The 18,039-nt window shown below is 59.5% G+C and carries 16 protein-coding genes and 1 pseudogene; 6 read left to right on the top strand and 11 right to left on the bottom strand.

Features of this window, described 5'->3' with window-relative positions; translation table 11 throughout:
• Positions 1–204: 204 nt before the first annotated feature.
• From csb2 to QWI75_RS08955, 5 genes are read right to left on the bottom strand one after another with little or no spacing between them, the layout of a single operon-like run.
• A complete protein-coding gene (csb2, locus tag QWI75_RS08975; RefSeq protein WP_289268355.1) occupies positions 205–1,833 on the bottom strand; it encodes a type I-G CRISPR-associated protein Csb2 in 1,629 nt (542 codons plus the stop codon).
• An 11-nt stretch (positions 1,834–1,844) separates the two neighbouring features.
• Positions 1,845–2,951 carry a type I-G CRISPR-associated RAMP protein Csb1/Cas7g gene (gene cas7g / locus QWI75_RS08970; RefSeq protein ID WP_289268354.1) on the bottom strand — a complete coding sequence of 369 codons (1,107 nt, stop codon included), beginning with the start codon at positions 2,949–2,951 and terminating at the stop codon, positions 1,845–1,847.
• Positions 2,948–3,757: a hypothetical protein gene (locus QWI75_RS08965; RefSeq protein WP_289268353.1), complete on the bottom strand. Its 810-nt coding sequence runs from the start codon at positions 3,755–3,757 to the stop codon at positions 2,948–2,950. Before QWI75_RS08965 ends, cas7g begins: the two co-directional genes overlap by 4 nt.
• Positions 3,754–6,549: a type I-G CRISPR-associated helicase/endonuclease Cas3g gene (gene cas3g, locus QWI75_RS08960; protein WP_289268352.1), complete on the bottom strand. Its 2,796-nt coding sequence runs from the start codon at positions 6,547–6,549 to the stop codon at positions 3,754–3,756. Before cas3g ends, QWI75_RS08965 begins: the two co-directional genes overlap by 4 nt.
• A gap of 43 nt (positions 6,550–6,592) precedes the next feature.
• On the bottom strand, positions 6,593–6,841 hold the full coding sequence (locus QWI75_RS08955) for a hypothetical protein (RefSeq protein WP_289268351.1): 249 nt from the start codon (positions 6,839–6,841) through the stop codon (positions 6,593–6,595).
• 512 nt (positions 6,842–7,353) lie between these two features.
• Here QWI75_RS08955 and QWI75_RS08950 point away from each other — a divergent pair.
• From QWI75_RS08950 to QWI75_RS08935, 4 genes are all read left to right on the top strand, one after another.
• Entirely contained in the window at positions 7,354–7,605 is a 252-nt protein-coding gene (locus QWI75_RS08950; protein WP_289268350.1) for an AbrB/MazE/SpoVT family DNA-binding domain-containing protein, read from the top strand.
• Complete coding sequence (locus QWI75_RS08945) at positions 7,580–7,987, top strand: type II toxin-antitoxin system VapC family toxin (protein WP_289268349.1); 408 nt, start codon at positions 7,580–7,582, stop codon at positions 7,985–7,987. Before QWI75_RS08950 ends, QWI75_RS08945 begins: the two co-directional genes overlap by 26 nt.
• Positions 7,988–8,386: 399 nt before the next feature.
• Complete coding sequence (locus tag QWI75_RS08940; protein ID WP_289266904.1) at positions 8,387–9,337, top strand: IS110 family RNA-guided transposase; 951 nt, start codon at positions 8,387–8,389, stop codon at positions 9,335–9,337.
• Between the two features lie 540 nt (positions 9,338–9,877).
• Entirely contained in the window at positions 9,878–10,453 is a 576-nt protein-coding gene (locus QWI75_RS08935) for a hypothetical protein (protein WP_289268348.1), read from the top strand.
• 77 nt (positions 10,454–10,530) lie between these two features.
• Here QWI75_RS08935 and QWI75_RS08930 read toward each other — a convergent pair whose 3' ends face one another.
• The 4 genes and pseudogenes from QWI75_RS08930 to QWI75_RS08915 all read right to left on the bottom strand — a co-directional run bounded on the left by QWI75_RS08930 (position 10,531) and on the right by QWI75_RS08915 (position 12,996).
• Positions 10,531–10,896 (bottom strand): hypothetical protein, encoded by a 366-nt coding sequence (locus tag QWI75_RS08930; protein ID WP_289268347.1) that lies wholly within the window; start codon positions 10,894–10,896, stop codon positions 10,531–10,533.
• Between the two features lie 272 nt (positions 10,897–11,168).
• Positions 11,169–11,471: pseudogene (locus QWI75_RS08925) on the bottom strand (DUF5615 family PIN-like protein); the annotation flags it as partial.
• 74 nt (positions 11,472–11,545) lie between these two features.
• Positions 11,546–11,800 carry a DUF433 domain-containing protein gene (locus QWI75_RS08920; RefSeq protein WP_289268346.1) on the bottom strand — a complete coding sequence of 85 codons (255 nt, stop codon included), beginning with the start codon at positions 11,798–11,800 and terminating at the stop codon, positions 11,546–11,548.
• 209 nt (positions 11,801–12,009) lie between these two features.
• Complete coding sequence (locus tag QWI75_RS08915) at positions 12,010–12,996, bottom strand: helix-turn-helix transcriptional regulator (protein ID WP_289268345.1); 987 nt, start codon at positions 12,994–12,996, stop codon at positions 12,010–12,012.
• 106 nt (positions 12,997–13,102) lie between these two features.
• On the opposite strand from QWI75_RS08915, the gene QWI75_RS08910 reads away from it, so the two are divergent.
• Positions 13,103–13,528, top strand: coding sequence for a hypothetical protein (locus QWI75_RS08910; RefSeq protein WP_289268344.1), 426 nt, complete (start codon positions 13,103–13,105; stop codon positions 13,526–13,528).
• Positions 13,509–14,039, top strand: coding sequence for a DUF6036 family nucleotidyltransferase (locus QWI75_RS08905; RefSeq protein WP_289268343.1), 531 nt, complete (start codon positions 13,509–13,511; stop codon positions 14,037–14,039). Before QWI75_RS08910 ends, QWI75_RS08905 begins: the two co-directional genes overlap by 20 nt.
• 61 nt (positions 14,040–14,100) lie before the next feature.
• Here the strand turns inward: QWI75_RS08905 and QWI75_RS08900 are convergent, their stop codons facing one another.
• A complete protein-coding gene (locus QWI75_RS08900; protein WP_289268342.1) occupies positions 14,101–15,441 on the bottom strand; it encodes an HlyD family type I secretion periplasmic adaptor subunit in 1,341 nt (446 codons plus the stop codon).
• Between the two features lie 129 nt (positions 15,442–15,570).
• Entirely contained in the window at positions 15,571–17,742 is a 2,172-nt protein-coding gene (locus QWI75_RS08895) for a type I secretion system permease/ATPase (protein ID WP_370693631.1), read from the bottom strand.
• Positions 17,743–18,039 lie beyond the last annotated feature (297 nt).

Below are 18,039 nucleotides of genomic sequence, written 5' to 3'. Positions count from 1 at the left end.
ACGCAACAGCTTTTCCTCCGCCGTTGACGCGCCATCCTCACTGCACGATTCGTCACCCGTCTATCGTCATTCGTCCGTGTTCAGCGTTCAGGCTTTCATCTTCGCCCACTCTCTCCCGTTTCATGTTTTGCGTTTCACAACCTTCCACGGGCACGAACTGCCCGAGGCCGAAGTGGGAGGAATGGCCGGGAGTCGGTGTGGCATCTATTCAGCCGCAAACAAGCCCAGGCCATAGAATCGTCCCCCGCCAAGACAGATAGGCCCTGGAACAGCGACAGGTCTATTCTGTGTATCACACCATCGAAGTCTCACATGTATTCTGGGAAAACGCTTGAGATGATCGGGCACACCATAACGATCGGCCAGATCGGTTCCAGCCCAGAACCCAACCTTGCGCCATTCAAGTTCGGCGTGGTCCGCCAATTCTTTGGAAAAGCCAGCCTGGACAATTGCGTTGCGGAGCAGTCCGTCGATTCTCTCATTCAGACGTTCCAGCAGCCGCTTCTGCTCTTCAGCCTCGACCCCTTTCTTTAATCGCCTCCGATAGTGTGACGGGTCGTCATAACCAGGAAGAACTACTGGCGTCACAGTGGCCCATGTGTCAGCAGGCTCGACATAACAGCGGATCATCTTTTCATTGCCGGGCAGAAGCGAGAGCAACGCCACGGATTGCCCACTGTCCTCGTTAACAAGGTCACGCCCTGACAACGCACGCCGTGCCCACGCAATCTCATCCGCACAGTCATCGGCGAATGCGGTCAGCAGGACTCGGCGGATGCTTCCAACGACACGCGCGTTCCCCTCGCCCCGTCCTTCAATACTGGGAAGCGGTAGGTAGACAAATCGTCGAGATCCTACAGGAATGTGGTTTTCATTTTTAGATTCACGATGCCCAAGAACGAAAGCAGCTATCTTCGACTCAGGCCACCCAGCTCGACGAGTGGCGCATGTCACGGCATGCCGCATCATTCCGGCAAGGGTAAGGTTGCTACGCACCGTATCAAATGGCCGGAAGCCGCTGGCATCTGGCTTGAGGAGTGAAAACGCTGCGACGATCCTCCTCGGTGGATCAGTGGCCCTTCGATATTCGATTCTCCTGTAAGCAGAGTCCGGCAATGGTGGGGTGGGATCGAACGTTTCATTCGGCCGCACCCGCATGAGAAAGCGTTCATGTCGATCGATGAGCGCGTTGAGTGTCCCGGACGTCGGCACGCGAAGCCCATCTTCGACTCCTTCTCTTCCGGGTACCCACCGTTCTCCGCATAACGCTCTCACTTGCTCATCAGACAGGAGCGCCGCATGCCCAATCGCCATATCGATGCCCCAGCCAAGAGCCGCAAGATTGCTGGCAATCTTGGCCAAAACGTCTGGGTACACGCCGTCCCCGTTGGACGCAGGATCAGGAAGGAACCACAGGTAATGGATTGTGTCACCGTCCAGCAGATGCGTTGGATGCACAGTTTTCATGGTGCGATGGGTTGCTGGATCGGTGTCTCCTGTTCCAGCTAGATTTCCTCGACCCCATGCTCTCGCGACAATATCCATCGCGTTATTGGGCACTGAGAGCACATGTCCGTGACGCTTTCCATTGGGGCTGGAAGAATACGCCTGCGGCGCAATAATCAAGGACGGAGCCGTTCTTCGCTCCAGCCAGGTTAAAGCCGATCGGGTGTCGCCGACACCTAACGCGTTTTCTCCCATTCTGGAAGCCGCAGCAACCAGGGCTTGATAAACGCGAAGCGGCGACGGCGGCCATTCTGGGACGCGGCGGTCTTTCCGACCGTGAAATGCGCGGTTGAGCAAACGGATGGATATGCAAAAGTGTGTGAGCATACTGCTTCTCGTCACTTCGCCTTCTTCCCTTTCGCTTTTCGTCCTCCCTCACCAGCATCATCACCGGCCACATCTTTCTTTGCGAGTTCCTTGTCAAACTCGACCTCGCGGTCGGGAGGCTTGCAATCGTCTATCTTGCGATTTGTGTCGATGCCGAAAGCCTTCGCCGCATCCTTGGCGTAATCGGAAGCCTCTTTATGCTTCACGTCCACATCTTCACGCCTGCCGTCGTGATAGACCGCCTTGAACTCCCGTTTCTTGTCCGGGTCGAGTACAAGATTGCAGCCCTGTCGGAGATACCCAATTGGCGAATAGGTGAACGCCGTTAGAGCAAGCCCCAACACGTACCGACGCAAGGCGCGGGTCTTCTCTTTATCCTGGTCCGCAGTCAACAGACGCAAGGCGGCAAGGTGCAGAGTCGCATCGCGACGGATGCCACCCGTCGCAATCACACCGCCATGTGTTCCTGCGGCCGGAACGTGGATAAACCCTCGTACGGCATAGGCATCTTTTGTCCTTTGGTCGGAAGGTAGCTCTAGCAGATCCTCGTTCACATATTCGACTGCCGGAACGTATTGAGCTGATCGGGTTAGCTTTCGGACATTAAAAGCGCGAACTGCTGACGAGAGAAGCCGAGGTAGCTTCGCCTGTGTGTCTCGGGAGTCCCACACACCGAACACCATTGAAGTTGGTGCGACATTGGCCAATAGCTCGGCGTTACCGTTCATCACCTTCTTGAAGGCAGATTGCAACTCCTGCTTTAAAGCCGAGCAGCGAATGATCGCATCACCCGCGCGGTGTCCGGCTTCAAGGAGATTCACGCGCTTCTCGCCAGCCTTAATGACGATCTGCGGCACCAAACCCGCGTAGCCGTTCTTGGCGAACAACGGCTCGATCCGGTTGGCCTGCGAGCCTACGCTATCTATCAGGCACACGTTTGTCCCGTCAGGGAAAGTGTCAATGTTGTATCCACCTGGGAAACCATCACCGGCCGCAAAGGTCGCTGGAAAGACGACACCATCATGCCCTTCGACCGGCATCAGGTATTCTCGGATGACCACTGCGGCTGGACCGGTGTCTTCCAGCCACGCATCATACTTCGTCAGCACGTCACTCATAATTCGCTCCTTTCAAGAGGTGTCGCTGGGGTAAAGGCCTTGTGCTTCCTTTTATCTGTGCGAAAGGCAATCTGAAACCGGTAGCTGCAATCGCTGGCGTGGGGCAAACCACCACACGCGGCTAAAGGCGCCACTTGAGTCGCCAGTGGTACCTGCCAGGTGGAGTAATCAAAAACACGTCTCGTATCGGTCGGCATTGGCCGAAAACGCTGTAGCCCCACGAGGCAGAGAAATTCCACTGTCGGATAGGCAACGGTCGTCATGCTGAGGCTGTCAGGCATGAACCCAATATCGATCGCTAAGGCATTCGATCCGCGACGGGCATCGAAGTAGAAAGGCTCGACCTTTTTATCTGGCTCTTGTGGGTCATACACGACGGCACCGTATTCAAATAGGCCTTCGTTGTGTAACTCAGTCCGACTCAGTGTGGCTTGCATCGCTCGCGCGATCCGCACGCTTCGCATGCTTCCTGCCCACACCTTAAGCTGATTCCCACCCGTGTCTTCGTCTTTCCACCAATCAATTCGTAGCCCGAATGGAGTGGGTAACTCCATTGGAGATGAGAAGTCGTCCTCAGTGTCAATCTGCCTAAGAGGCGTCTTTGATACCTTGCACAGCAGCGAACTCAATGTTCTATCTTCTCCATCCCCAAACGTGCGAAGATGAAACATTCCCTTTTCAAACCACCCTTCACATTCTTTCCATAAACGTTCGGCCAATTCCAATAACCCGCAGCATGCGAAGAATTGACCGGGGTTTGTCGGGTCCACGCGGACGCGGATGACGTGGTCGTACTTTGTGTTCATCGCGCAACCTTACCCGTGACATTCGCTTGCTGCACCACGCCATCTGAACCGAGCGCTTGTGATGCCAGCGCATCAGCAGCCCGCACCAGCGATTCAAGATATGCCAATCCCCAGCGGCCGTACTTCCGTTGCAGGCGGGCAAAGCGGCGAGGCACTTGCCTGGCGAGTTCAGCGGCGTCTTCTTCAGGATGGTCGGGATCAAACGCCTCATCAGCCGGGAAGTGAGGACGAGCCCGTCCATGGTGCGCAGCGACCAAATGTAAGACCAGATCCTGCGTTTCCTGGTCGAGCTGTTGAAACTCGGCCAGGGTTTTCATTTCGAGCAGCGAGCCAAACTCATGCCGATATGTGGTGATATCGATCGGTCGCATCTGACCACCCGACTTTGCCAGTACTTGACGTGGATAGTCGTGGTTGCCAATGGACCGTTGCCAGGTCGCGCGGTTCTTACCAAGATCATGCCACTTGGCCGCCAGCGTAACAGCCTTGGCTTCTGGTTCTTTTTCTTTAAGACCAAGCTTAGTGACGAATCGCCTCGCTACGTTTTCAACTGTTTGGAGATGCTCCTGCAAGTCTTGTGGCACACGTGCCGTGCGTGAGCCATCATCGTCTGCAGATCGTGGCCGGGCATACCAGTACCAGTAACGGCGAGTGTACTGTTCATCGTCCTCTGCTATTCCCTCTTCCTTGCCTGTATAGGTATCAATTGTTCTCACAAGCCGCATGCCTGCTGGCGGCTCAGCATTATCCCAGACCCGACATCGCCTCAACTGACGATCCTCGTCGCACCACTGCTCCGCCACGTCGTAGAGGCCACTGTGGTTTTCATCAAATGGCTCGTCCCCGTCCAACAGGCCCTTTTTCAACCCTCCAGCTTTGGGAGGCAGAATCACTGTGCAGTTTTTTAGATCAATTACCGGCTTCTTCTGCTCGTCTTTCTGGATAAGTTCACACGTCCTCAGCACGCGGATTTCATTATTGGCATCAAGCAGCCAGCACAAGAAGTCCGGTTCCCGTGCAGCAATATTCTCCAACTCCTTGCGGACTCGGTCCGAACGATCCCGCAGCGATTCATGTGGTTTGAGTGGATAGTCTTCGAGGAGATCCTCGGGCTTGCATCGAGCCAGCAGATCGTCCGTCAATACCTCGACTTCCTCGCGCCAGGCGACGTAGGTTTCCGGCGGTTCCCACTCAGCCACACCGTGCAGCCAATCTGCGACGGGTGGCCTGCCGGGGAGCTTTTCTAGAACCGATGTCAATGCCCACGCGTCGAACAGGATGTCGGTCGCAGGACAGATCACTGGCGAAGGAGTAAAAGCTGCTATCCGTTCTGCCTCTGGCAAGTTACGCAGCGCTGCTGGGCTTACCTCGAAAGAACCATCAGGCTGTTTTGGAAGCTTTGTCAACAACAGCTGAGTTCGCTCTATCGCTATTTCAAACGGCGACTGCTCCTCGTTCTTCTCTTTTGATTCATCGACTTCTGGGATCTCACTCGCAGCATGTTCTTCCACCTGACTTGTTCCTTGATCGGTTGCACCACTATCCGATCCAGGATTGCCAGCTTCCGAGACTTCCTTCCCCTTTTTGGATGCCACATGCACAACGTCAACGCTGGCTTCGCCATCCCCAAAGCGGTTCACGCGGCCAAGACGCTGAGCCATGCTGTCAAATGGCGTGAGATCGCAGACCATATGGTCGGCAGACATATCCACTCCAACTTCTCCGGCTGATGTGCACACGAGGTACACGGTACCTTGTGCAAGTTTGACTTCCTTCCTCGACCTTGGCATGAAGCGGGCAAAGATTGGGTCCTTCTTTGCTAACTCGTCTCGCTCCAATCCGCGGAGGGTGCCTGTGAGCGTTTGGACCTGTTGCTTAGCCTTCTCCAGATCACGGCACACTTGTTTGACATGATCAAGTTCGCGCAAGAAAACTAGGATGGCTTTGTCGCTGTTCTTGTATGCCAGCGCCAACTTTATCACGTTACCTGGCAACTCCTTCTTCTCTCTCACAGGATGAAATCGAAGACTTTTGCTTGCCTCGAGCCGCTTCGTCACACGTTCATCTTCCACGTCTTCATCGGTGAAGATTGAAGTCTCGCCCGCCTGGTCCGTCCTGGACGTTGCGGTCAGTTCCATGACGTGAAAGACGTGGAGCTCACGGCTGCGTTCCTGCTCTGCATGAATCGCCGTGATGAGCATCTGAAAGGGCGGTTCAAGATGGGCCTCATCATGAATGAACAATACATCCTGTCCAAGAAAGCCGGCGTGCAGCGGTTTACTCTTAAATCCACACCCATAACCGCTGAAGAGCAGGCGGCTCCCCACCATATCCACCGTGCCAACAATGACGGCCGGCCTTGCGGGATCATTGCGCCATTCAGCGTTGTCCGCAAACTGACCGCGCAACGTGCTGATCGCAAGAGGTTGGCCTTCTGGCTGAATCGAAAGGGCTCGTAGTGCGTCTGCCACTGGTTGGAGTTCGGGTTTGCCAGTGAGCGCATCTCGCAAATGTTCCACTTCGCGGGTTGCCTGATCCACAACGGTTCTTCGATTCACCACATGGACCAGTCGGCGCGGGAATCCATCAAGAGACCCATTCTGCGCGTGGTGGGCCAGCGACAGAAGCCACACCGCAATGACCGAGGTTTTTCCAAGCCCCGTAGGGACATCACACTTTCTGCGGAATTGCTTCTGCACCAACTCGCCGTAAAGCTTTCTCTGCCACGGAAACGGCTTGTTGTCCGTGAGATCTTCAAATAGCTGATCGAAGTCAAGGTTTGCTGTACCCACGTTGTCTGTCCCCCCCCTTTTGCTTCATTCATATCCCGTGAGGCTACAGCACCCACATCGGTAGGCAGTCCACCAGTCGGCGCGGGGTTTCCTTTCGGACCGCCTCATCGGGATGGAGCCGTCTCCGCCACAGCCATCCCAGCACCGCCATGGCCGTCTTGCCGAGGCCCGTGGGCACGTTCACCAGTTTGGGTAACGGCGCGCAGGCGAATCGCATCTGGAATGGATAGGGCTTGTAGCCTGTAGCCTGCTGGAACCACCGCACAAACTCTTGGCTCGTATCCTCTTTCATGCTTTCCTCTCGTTTATCCTCGTCACGCCCAGGCGCTCAGGTTGCCCCGGATTTCATCTCGAATCCGATTCGCCAGCACGGCGCGCCGAAGACCACCCCAACTTGAAATCACAATTTGTGATTTCAGAGGCCCTCACCCGTGAAATCCTCCTCACCCTGCCCTCTCCCTCTGGAAGAGGGTTGTTGAAACAAGGTCGGGTCACAGGGGAAGCGGATCTGAGAGGCTTCTTCAACGTCCGGACAGGCATACGCTGTTTTGCTGATTGAATCAATACGCAGATCTTGGACAAATGACCTTCTTCCCTCTTATGCCCCATCGGCCTGATCCTTCCCTTCCAAGCAAACCTCACCATCCCCGCCCGCTCCATCTTTTCCCATTCCCCGCCGCGAAGCATGCGTCGAAGCTGTGGTTATAGTTGTTCCCCTGGTTCAGCGGATGGTGCGACGAAGACGGACAAATTGACCAGGATTCCGGCCCTCGGTATACTGATCCTGAAATGGAGGACGTTTCCATGCCTGTCTCCCAAATCTCCTCAAAGGGGCAGATTCTGATTCCCCGGCAACTTCGCCGCAAGCTTGGCTTCAAGGCCGGGGGCAAGGTCCAGTTATTCGAAGAGGGCGGCCGGTTGGTCATTGCGCCGGCACCTGACGATCCCATCGCGGCGGCCACGGGCTTTCTCACCGGCAAGTTCTCCTTGACGGACGATCTCCGTCGCGAGCATCGAGAGGAGGCCCGCCGTGAGCAAAAAACTCGTCCTCGATAGTTTCGCGCTGGTCAGCCTCTTTCATAAGGAGCCCGGTTGGGAAAAGGTCCGCGCCGCCCTGTATGAACAACAACGGGCAGGGACCAAGGCCTTTCTCAACTGGGTCAATTGGGGCGAGTTCTTCTACATCGTCAAGCGCAAGGTCGGCGCGGTCCGCGCCGCTGAAGCCCTCCATCTCCTGGAACAATTGCCCATCGAGCTGGTGGCGGTGGACCTGCCATTGGTGCGAGACGCGGCGGAGATCAAGAGCGAGCATGCGGTCTCCTACGCGGATACCTTTTGCGTCGCCACGGCCCGACGTCTGTCGGGAACGGTCCTGACGAGCGATCCTGAATTTCACACCGTCGAGCATCTGATCCCCGTCCGATGGCTGACACCCTAGGAGCCTGATCCGTTCATTCCGGCTGCTCCGCGACTCTGTGACCACGGCTCGCACCCTGGTGCTGGTGCTCCTGGCAACACGTCTGGTATGGCTTGCCGCTGCTGCAGGACAGGGATCGTTCCGGCCGATCTCTGGCGTGATGCGGATATACTGAATCTCCTCCGCACCAGTGGCTTCGGCTTGGGCCGCGATCCGGGCACCTTGTCCATTACTTCTACGCCTTGTATCTTGGAATTGTGGTACATGAGACATACGGAATGTGACAGATCGATACGCCTCCGGTCCGAAGAGACCGCGGCCGAGCCGGGTCGTCACATTCCCTATTCCATAAGCCCGCACAGTTGCCTGGGCCACCGAGCCCGCATCAAGACAAGGACGGGCTTCACCAAGGAGGAGGCGATGCAGACATCGTCGGTGTGTGTCGGAATTGATATCTCGAAAGCGCAGCTGGACGTCGCCATGCGGCCGGCTGGCACGCCGCTGAGCGTCCCGTATGATGCCCAGGGAATCAGCACGGTGATCGCACGGCTGAGCCAGGTATCGCCGATACGGATTGTCGTGGAAGCCACCGGGGGCTTGGAACGGCCGTTGCTGCGGGCGCTGGTGGACGCCGCCTTGCCCGTGATCGCGGTCAATCCGCGCCAGGTCCGGGACTTTGCCAAAGCGACGGGCCGGTTGGCGAAGACCGATACGCTGGACGCGCAGGTGTTGGCCCGCTTCGCAGAGGTCATCCAACCGGAAGTGCGGGCGCTCCCCGATCCGCAGACCGCGGAACTGGCGGCCCTGTTGGCGCGACGCCGCCAAGTGCTGGCGATGCAGCGGGCCGAGCAGAACCGGTTGGACCGAGCTCCAGCCCGCGTGCGGAAGCGGATTGAAGCCCATCTGCGCTGGTTGCGCACCGAACTGGCCCGGCTCGACGAGGACCTCGATGACATGATTGAAGAGAGCCCCATCTGGCGTGCACGCGAAGATTTGTTGCAGAGCGTGCCCGGCATCGGACCGGTAATGAGTCGCACGGTCTTGGCCGAGCTGCCGGAGTTGGGCTTGCTGAATCGCAAGCAAATTGCGGCCTTGGTGGGCGTCGCGCCCTTCAATCGGGACAGTGGGCGGCTGCGCGGCCGACGCACCATCTGGGGTGGGCGGGCCCCCGTCCGCACCGCGCTGTACATGGCGACCTTGGTGGCGACGCGCTGGAACCCCGTCATCCGGCAGTTCTACCAGCGACTGCGTACCGCCGGCAAAGCATCCAAGGTCGCGCTGGTCGCCGCGATGCGCAAGCTGCTGACCATTCTCAATGCGATGGTACATCATGGGACTCCATGGCAACCGGCCGCTGCACGGAGAGCTTGACATTCAAGACAGTTGCTCGCTCCATTCTCCGCGCTCCCCTTTCTCCGCGCTCCTGTCCGATGCTCCTTCACTGTCCGGACAGGCATACGCTTTTCTCCTGATTGAATCAATATGCAGTCCAGCGACAAATGGTCCTATTCCCGCTCCGTCCCATCGGTTCTACCATCACGTTGGCGTTCGGCATTGAAGCGTTCCCTCCGAGTCCGAGACATCCGCCCTATCACGGTGCGAATGAGGCCGGCTTTTGTCTTCCCCTGCCGGTGCTGTACAATCCCCGCATGGCTTTCGATCCGGCCAATCCGCCCATCTGGCTGCGGAAGCTCCACGTGACCGCGGCGCAAATCAGCCCGACGGACTATCCTTCTACACCGGAGGAAGGCATTCTCTTGTGTTGCCGTTTGTCGGATGCCATGTGGAAATGGTCCCGGGCCTGCGCTCAGGCCTTGGGGCATCCGCCGCTCCCGCCTTCTCCTCCATTCGAGAACCCGTTCCGCCCGACTCGTCCCGCTGAACCTCTATCGTCAGACTCGGGCACAGCCGATGCCGCCCGATGACCAAGATCCATTGGCCAGTTACCTGCGGGCCGTGCTCGACGCCTTCCCCCAGCCCGCACCACCCTATTGTCTGATCGGAGCCTTGGCTGTGAACGCCTGGGGTCGCCTCCGGGCCACTCAGGACATCGATCTCCTTGTCCTGTCCGAGGAAGCTGTCCGGGCCGAAGTGACTGACTCCCTTCTTTCTCGCGGGTTCCAGCTCGACACGAGGTGGATCATGCAGAACCCGATGGCCAAGGATCGGGTCCTTCGTTTGGGCCATCCTTCCCATCCTGGCATTCCACTCGACCTGATCTTTTCTGCGGACTCTCACGAAGCACAGGCGCTGACTCGGAGACAAACCCTGCACCTCCTCGGCCTGTCCGCGTGGGTGTGCAGCCCGGAGGACCTCATTATTCTGAAACTCAAGGCCAGTCGTCCTCATGATTTCGAGGATGCGCTTGGTATCATCAAGAACCCCCATCTGCAGCTCGACCTCGACTACCTCTGGCACTGGGCGGACCGCTTGGGCCTGCAGGGCGAACTGCATTATGTGCTGCAAGCGGCCGGGGCTGAGGGCTAGCTCACTAGCGCCGGCCGTTTCTCCCTGCGTCGCCACTCCTTTTTCCATTACCGCACCGCGAGCCATTCTCCCACCGCTCATCGCTTGTGCCTCCGACCGCCGCCTCCGTCCAGCGGCGCAAAGGGGACGTTGGGGTTGAACTGATTGGCCGGGTTCAGCGGGTTGTCCGGACGAAATTGATTGGCCGGATTGAACGGGTTGTTCGGATTGTATTGGTTGATCGGGTTCGCGGGATTGCCCGGATCGAAGCGATTGACGGGATTGAACGGATTGTTGGAATCGTAGGCGTTGGCGGGGTTGAGCGGATTGTCCGGCCGGTACTGATTGGCCGGGTTGAAGATGTTGTAGTCTCGTTCGTACTTCTCATCGAAGCCCTGATCGGCCAATCCTACCGTGGCCCAAGCCACAACAATGAGGGCCGCCGCCAGCGTGAGAGATTTCATGGGTGGCTCCCCTCCCCCTCACCGTCGCCTCTCCCCTTGAGGAAAGGACAGAGGCTAGGATCGTGAGCAGGATACCGAACGCGTGTGACATCCGAGGTCACAGGACAAAGAACAAGATGGCGGGTTCAGGGACCTTGTCTTTCCGTAGGTTGCGCAGCGCCGGCCGGTCGTGGGTCTCACGAGCCGTGACATCCGAGGTCACGCGGCGATCTGACGGTACGATGACGCGAGAGACGTTCTCCGATCCACGCGTCCCATCCCGCGGTCAACCGTTAGGTCTTCAGTGTGTTTGGGCGGATTATCGGAATTTGCCGGAAGTGCCCTGGGCTGGCCACGGTGAAAAAGCCCCGGAGCGTCGGTTTCGAATCGAAGAACGTGCTCAAAAAGGCGAGTACCCCTTCCGGCGACAGCCCGCCCAGGCGGAACAGAACGACGCCCGGAGAAGGCGGCTGCCGATGATGAAACACCAGTTCGCCGAAATCCTGATCGAACGTGAGTACGACGCGGTTCTGATCAAGCGCCGCACGCAGCACCTGTTCATCCGGTGCGGCAATCAGAGTCTCCGCGGCATAGAGGACGTCGTTCCCGGCTGCTCACAACGTCCTGACGATGGCCGCCGGGAAATTCTCGTTCGCCAGATAGCGGTCCGTCATGCCGGTCTGCCGGCTGGGGGCAACAGGTAAAACCGTTCCTCACGGAAGGTCTCGGCCGCGTAGGCGAGGACCGCGCGGACCCGCTCCTCAGTTAAGTTCGGATAATTCTCACGGATCTCGGCCCGATCCCACCCCGCCGCCAGAAGATCGAGCACAAACTCAACCGCAAGCCGTGTGCCCTTCAGGACCGGTTTTCCTCCGAGCACCTGCGGGTCGCATACGATATGGTCTCGCCAGTTGACGGTTGCCATAGGCCCCCCCTTTTTTTTCATCCGACGCCGCTCGCCGCCCGTTCAGCGGGTTCTGATCGCAACGAAGCGCCAAGGAAGCGCGGGTACCAGGCAGATCGGAATCTGTCACGGCATCGCCCAGGGCCGATGCGGGCAAGAATATCGGTTTTCCGGCATCCTGACAAGAAGGCGCAACTCGGGCCCTGCATGGTCACTGCGCCAGATGGCGCCTATACCCCTTCAGCGATGGCCTGGGCTTCCTCTCGCACGGCGGCTTTCAGACTTTCCGGCTTCACCACCCGAACGCCGTTCCCGAAGCTCAAGATCCACCCGAGCAATTCCCGCGTGTCGGCCACGGTGAGCGCCATGCGGAGCCTGCCGTCTTTGAGCTGGGTGAGCTGCTGGCTCGGATGCCAGATGCGATCCCGCACCCAGGCGGCGGTCGCCTTGTCGAACAGCAGCTCGACCTCGATGCGCTTCCCGCGCATGACAATGAGCGCATCTTCGATATAGGCCTCCACGTCGCCATCGAGCGGCATCTGATAGGGATGGTCCGTGAGCGTGCAGGACCGGATTCGCTCGACCGCGAACATCCGAACATCTTTGCGCCAGTGGCAATAGCCGATGAGGTAGAGGCCCCCGTCGATATAGCGCAGCCGGTAGGGATCGACCTCGCGCCGGGTGGTCGCCTGGCGGGAGGCGGAGAAGTAGCGCATCTGGACGGTGCGCCCGCGCGTGATCGCTTTGGTCAGCAAATCGATCGTCACGCGATGGTCGCGGTACCGCTTGTGCGGTCCCAGCCCGACAGAGAACGACTGCTCCAGTCGGCGCACGAACTCCATGGCGGGGGGCGGAATGCTGGCCGACGCCTTCTGCATCGCGGAATCGAGCGCCGCCTTGAGTTCGGTCCCTTCCAACGGCGCGAGCAGATGCCGGCTGAAGGCCACGGCCATGACCTCGGTCGGCGAGAGCCCCAGGGCCGGGATATTGCGAAAGCCCTCCATGAGCCGCCACCGTACCTTGCCATCGACCCGTTCGGTGACGAGGGGAAAGTTCGCCGCCTCCAGTGCGGCCAGATCGCGCCGGATCGTGCGGGCATGCTTAGGCAGGTCGTCAGGCAGTTCCGCCAAGAGTTCGTCCAGCGTCAGGCCCCGCTTGGCGGCTTCCAGACGCCGGAGGAGATGCCACTGGCGGGTGACTTGGTCGTTTCTCGGCATGCGCTTTTCAGTACGGCATGCGCGGGAAGCCCAACAGGGACACAGGGCGCACATGCCCGGCGGGCCATACAGTAGTCGAAACGGATCACATGGGCAAGACGAGCGTATGGCCGTGTGGATCGGTGACGGCTATGAGCTTGGTCAGTCCGTCGCCCTTCGTCGCGAATGGGCGTTATGGTACACTCCCCGCATGTCGGATTCGGGCATCTCCCATCATCCTTCCGCGCCGCTCAAGCTGTTGCCGGCCTACCTCGGAACGGATTCGATCGAGGCCGCCCTGGCCACCGCTCGCGGACGGCGCATTCTCTGGCTGGAAATCTTGGTCAACGATCGGCTGGATCTCTCTCCGTGGCGCAACCATCCGCCGATGCAGGAAGCCTTCCAAACAGCCTGCCGTTGGTATAGCCGCTACAGCCGCCTGATCACGTTCTTGTTCAACCGTGCGCCGTTGCCGGCCGATCCGGGGCCGATCGATTTCCGCGAGTATCGCACCTTCGCCGAGGCGCTGCGCTTTGCCTACCATCACCACTGAGCGCCTGATCGATCTGCTTTCCGAATACGTTCGCGAGCAAGGCCGCTCGGTTGATCTCCTGCTCGTCGGCGCTCTGGCTCTTCAAGCGTACGGCTGGCGTGACCGCCCGACCCAAGATGTGGATGGAGAGGTTGCCGGCCCACTCGAACCGCTGGTGACATTCCTCATGGCACATGGGGTGCCAGCGGACCTCAGCGAAGATATTTCGGGTTGGTCGATCGTCTCGATGCCTCCCGGCTATCGAGACCGCGCCACCGACCTTGTCGCACGTCCCAACCTCCGCATTCGATTGCTCGCGCCCGTCGATTTCGTTATCGCAAAATTGCGACGCGGGACCGATCTTGATCTGGAAGATGCCGCCTTCGTGGTGAAACGCTTCGGACTGACCCCCACCTCGATCCAAGCCACAGCCGAGACCGCAATTGCAGCATCTCGGCAAGATACGGCGCTGTTTCTCTTCCGCAAGACCGTGGACCTCTTCTGCAGAAGCTTGGCCGACCGGCAGCCTTGATCAGTGGGCAGCGGGATTGCTCCCTCTCCATCTATCTTAGATGACCTTTCCTGCCCCTTCCTCACCGTTCTCGCAGGCTCTCTTTGACGGACTTGAGGAGCGGGCTCAACAGGTACTCCATCACCCGGCGCCGGCCGGTCTTGATTTCAACCGTGACGGCCATGCCTGGCGAAAGGTGGACGGGTCTGCCTTCAACCAGCATGGTGGCGCGATCCATGCTCACCCTGGTGGCATAGACCAGCCCACCCTTCTCCTTGTCGAGCGGCACCGCATCGTCCGAGACGCTCAGCACCTTCCCGGGGATTGTCCCGTAGATGGTGAAGGGAAAGGTCTCGATTTTGATTTCGACCTCCTGGCCTTCCTGAACGAAGCCCACGTCTTTGTTCTCGACCTGCGCCTCGACTTCCACCGGATGGTCCTGCGGCACCACGATCAACAATGGCTGAGCCGGCGTGACGACCCCGCCGACCGTGTGGACGGCCAGTTGCTGCACCACGCCGTCGATCGGCGACACCAGCGTTTGCAGTTCAGCCTTCTGACCGGCCTTCACGACCTGCTGCACCAGGGAGGCGGCCTTCGTCTCCGTCGCGGACAGCTCCGCCTGTTTGGTCTGCTGAAATTCCGAGACCAGGGCACGGGCATTTTTCTCCGCCTCCGCCAGTGCCGCCCGGTCTTGAATGAGCTTCTGCCGGTTCTGTGCCAACTCCTGCGCCTTGTCGATCCGCTGTTGCTCAAATTGCAAATAGTCCATCTTGGACACGTACTGATGGTCGAGCAACCGCTTGTAGGCCGCGGCCCGCTCGGCTTCGATCGGCAGGGTCGCTTCCAACCGGCGGATGTTCTCCCTGGTGGCGTCGACCGCCGCCCGTCGTTGCTCGACCAGTGAGTGGGCCGCTTCCACACGGGCGCGGTACTCGGCCAGTTGATCGCGCAACAGTTGTTGTTGCAACGCCACCATTGCCGGCTCTGCCTCCTCCGGCGGCTCCAGGATCGGGCTACCGGCGATCAGAGCCCGGAGCCGCGCCGCCTCCGTCTTGGCCGCGCGATATTCGTTCAACGCCTGTTCCCGGTCCGCTCGATTTTGCGTTGGGTCCAGTTCGATCAAGACCTCGCCTTCTCGGACGGCCTGCCCGTCCTGGACATGGATCGCGGACACGACGCCGGTTTCGTAGGGCTGAAGCAGTTTCGAATAGCCGCTCGGGATGATCTTGCCCGGCGCCACCGCGACGATGTCGAGCCAGCCGAACCAGGCCCAGGCAACGGCGGCCGTGAAGACTCCGAGGATTGTCCAGATGATGGCACGGCCGATCGGCGACGGCGGCGTCTGTTCGATCTCCAGCACCGCCGGCAAGAATTCGACAGCGCGACCGAAGGCGCGGGTTGACGCGCGGCTCGAATGCACGGCTCTCTTCGGCGATTCGGTCTCAGCTCGCCAGGCTGCCAGCCAGACTCTGAGGTGTCGCGAGATCCTATTCCATACCATAAAGTGTTTGTAGAAGTTATGTTATCTAAGCTACTGATTCTATCGATATCAGGCTGCTTCCTGATTCGCCGGCTGATAGCGGCAGAGCCGCGCGTAGGCCCCGTTGTGGTTGATCAGGTCCTCATGCGTCCCCTGCTCCACGATCTCGCCCCTATCCATTACCAGAATGCGTTGGGCTGATCGCACCGTGCTCAGCCTGTGCGCGATGATCAGCACCGTGCGCCCCTGGCAGATCTGCGCCATGTTGCGCTGGATGACCGCCTCGGACTCGTAGTCGAGCGCACTGGTCGCTTCGTCAAAAATCAAGATGCGGGGATTGGCGACCAACGCGCGCGCGATCGCGATCCGTTGGCGTTGGCCTCCTGACAGGGAACAACCCTGCTCGCCGACGATCGTGTCGTACCCGTCCGGCAGTTCCAGAATGAACTCATGGGCGCCCGCCAGCTTGGCCGCCTGAATCACCCGCTCCATCGACAGTCCCGGGTCCGCCTGGGCGATGTTGTCGCGCACCGACCGGTTGAAGAGAAAGTTCTCCTGCAGCACCACACCGACCTGCCGCCGCAGCCAGGCCGGATCGACCTGCGCCAGATCCACCCCGTCCACGAGCACGCGGCCTCGTTCCGGCACATAGAGCCGTTGGATCAGCTTCGCGATCGTGCTCTTGCCCGAGCCGGACCGGCCGACAATGCCGATCACCTGGCACGGCTGGATCGAGAACGAGAGCTTGCGCAGCACTTCATTTCCATCCGGCCGATAGCGGAACGTGACCTCGTCGAAGACCACGTGGCCTTTGACGGATGGCAAGGTCGTCCGGTTCGGGTTGTAGGAGGGTTCCGGCCTGCTGTTGAGTAGATCGCCCAAGCGCTGCATCGATACCCCGACCTGCTGGAACTCTTGCCAGAGGTTGACGATCCGGAGCAGCGGCCCGGTCACTTGCCCGGACAGCATGTTGAAGGCGATCAACTGGCCGATGCTCAAGGTCCCGTCGATCACCAGGTAGGCCCCGGCCCAGAGGATCGCGATGACCGTGAGCTTCTGGATCACTCCCGCGACCTGGCTCGCGACCGTCATCAAACTGGTTGCGCGAAAACTTGCGCTCACATAGTCCGCCAACTGGCCGTCCCAACGCCGCTGCAGGGGCGGTTCCAGCGCCAAGGCTTTCACCGTCTGAATGCCGGTGACGGCCTCGACGAGAAACGCTTGGTTCTCGGCCCCACGCGTGAACTTTTCGTTGAGCCTCGCGCGGATGACCGGCGTGATGACCAGCGAAAGCACGGCATAGAGCGGCAACGACCCCAGCACAATGAGCGTGAGCCAGGGGCTGTAGAACCACATCACGCCCAGAAAGACTGCCGTGAAGAGCAGATCCAAGACGACCGTGACGGCATGGCCGGTCAGGAATTGCCGGATCTGCTCCAGCTCGCGCATCCTCGCCACCGTATCGCCCACGCGGCGCGCTTCGAAATACGCGAGCGGCAACGACAGCACATGGCGGAACAACTGCGCCCCGAGCGCCACGTCCATTCGATTGGTAGTGTGGGAGAACAGATAGGTCCGCAACCCTCCGAGCAGGGCGTCGAAGATCGCCAACCCGGCCATGCCGATGGCCAGTACATGGAGCGTGGTGAAGCCCTTGTGGACCAGCACCTTGTCGATCACGACCTGGGTGAAGAGCGGCGTCAGCAGGGCAAAGAGCTGCAAAAAGAGCGAGGCGAGCAACACCTCACTCAGCAACCATCGGTGCTTCACCAGCGCGGGAATGAACCAGGTGAAGTCGAAGGTGAGATCCTGAGGGCGTCTGAGCGACCGTTTCGTGAACAACAGCAGGGTGCCGGACCATGCGGCCTCAAAATCTCGGCGGGTGAGGATGGCCGGTCGCTCGGCTTGAGGCTCCTGAATCAGGACCTTGTCGGGTTCGGCCTTAGCTAGTACGACGAACCGGCCGTCCTTCCGGCGGGCCACAGCCGGCAACGGGAGGGTCGGCAATTCAGACCAGTCAGCCTTCACCTGCCCGGCTTTCAATCCCAGGTACTTTGCCGCCCTGATCAGATCCCCTTCGGTGAGTTTCTTGCCGGTTTCCGAGAACTGATGACGAATCTGCCCGCCGTCTGCAGGCTGGTCAAAGAACCGGGCCAGCATCAAGAGACAGAGCAGGCCGCTGTCTTGTTCTTGATGTGCCTCGGCGCAGGGTTGCGGAGAGGGAGTATCGGGCTGGCTCATCGGGTTGGCATCGGCGGCACGGCCATCTCGTTGCCTCATACACACATCGAGCAAACGGGCCTATCCTACTCATGTGGCGATGAATCGGCGATTCTCCAGAGGAATGGGATTCCCCCCTAATGGCACTGGCCCATGCGGGACCCAAACCATGAAGTGAGATGGGCGGGGCGATCGGACCGACCGGAAGGAAATTGAATGGAACGGGTGAATTGGGAGTCCTGAGCAGATACGAAGCGCGCCCGGCCGTCGCTTCACCCCCTCACGGCCTCCTCTCCGGGGCGCCCGTTGCTCCGGGAC

This window comes from Nitrospira tepida (assembly GCF_947241125.1).
In the GTDB taxonomy this organism is placed as follows: Bacteria; Nitrospirota; Nitrospiria; order Nitrospirales; family Nitrospiraceae; genus Nitrospira_G; species Nitrospira_G tepida.
Note: the sequence above shows the minus strand (reverse complement) of the source record. Positions and strands in the feature narration are given on the sequence as shown.

What these genes read in the sequence shown, in the direction of transcription:
- csb2 (WP_289268355.1), bottom strand. Translation starts at nt 1,833, where the DNA reads ATGCTCACACACTTTTGCATATCCATCCGTTTGCTCAACCGCGCATTT.
- cas7g (WP_289268354.1), bottom strand. Translation starts at nt 2,951, where the DNA reads ATGAGTGACGTGCTGACGAAGTATGATGCGTGGCTGGAAGACACCGGT.
- QWI75_RS08965 (WP_289268353.1), bottom strand. Translation starts at nt 3,757, where the DNA reads ATGAACACAAAGTACGACCACGTCATCCGCGTCCGCGTGGACCCGACA.
- QWI75_RS08955 (WP_289268351.1), bottom strand. Translation starts at nt 6,841, where the DNA reads ATGAAAGAGGATACGAGCCAAGAGTTTGTGCGGTGGTTCCAGCAGGCT.
- QWI75_RS08950 (WP_289268350.1), top strand. Translation starts at nt 7,354, where the DNA reads ATGCCTGTCTCCCAAATCTCCTCAAAGGGGCAGATTCTGATTCCCCGG.
- QWI75_RS08940 (WP_289266904.1), top strand. Translation starts at nt 8,387, where the DNA reads ATGCAGACATCGTCGGTGTGTGTCGGAATTGATATCTCGAAAGCGCAG.
- QWI75_RS08935 (WP_289268348.1), top strand. Translation starts at nt 9,878, where the DNA reads ATGCCGCCCGATGACCAAGATCCATTGGCCAGTTACCTGCGGGCCGTG.
- QWI75_RS08930 (WP_289268347.1), bottom strand. Translation starts at nt 10,896, where the DNA reads ATGAAATCTCTCACGCTGGCGGCGGCCCTCATTGTTGTGGCTTGGGCC.
- QWI75_RS08920 (WP_289268346.1), bottom strand. Translation starts at nt 11,800, where the DNA reads ATGGCAACCGTCAACTGGCGAGACCATATCGTATGCGACCCGCAGGTG.
- QWI75_RS08915 (WP_289268345.1), bottom strand. Translation starts at nt 12,996, where the DNA reads ATGCCGAGAAACGACCAAGTCACCCGCCAGTGGCATCTCCTCCGGCGT.
- QWI75_RS08910 (WP_289268344.1), top strand. Translation starts at nt 13,103, where the DNA reads ATGGCCGTGTGGATCGGTGACGGCTATGAGCTTGGTCAGTCCGTCGCC.
- QWI75_RS08895 (WP_370693631.1), bottom strand. Translation starts at nt 17,742, where the DNA reads ATGAGCCAGCCCGATACTCCCTCTCCGCAACCCTGCGCCGAGGCACAT.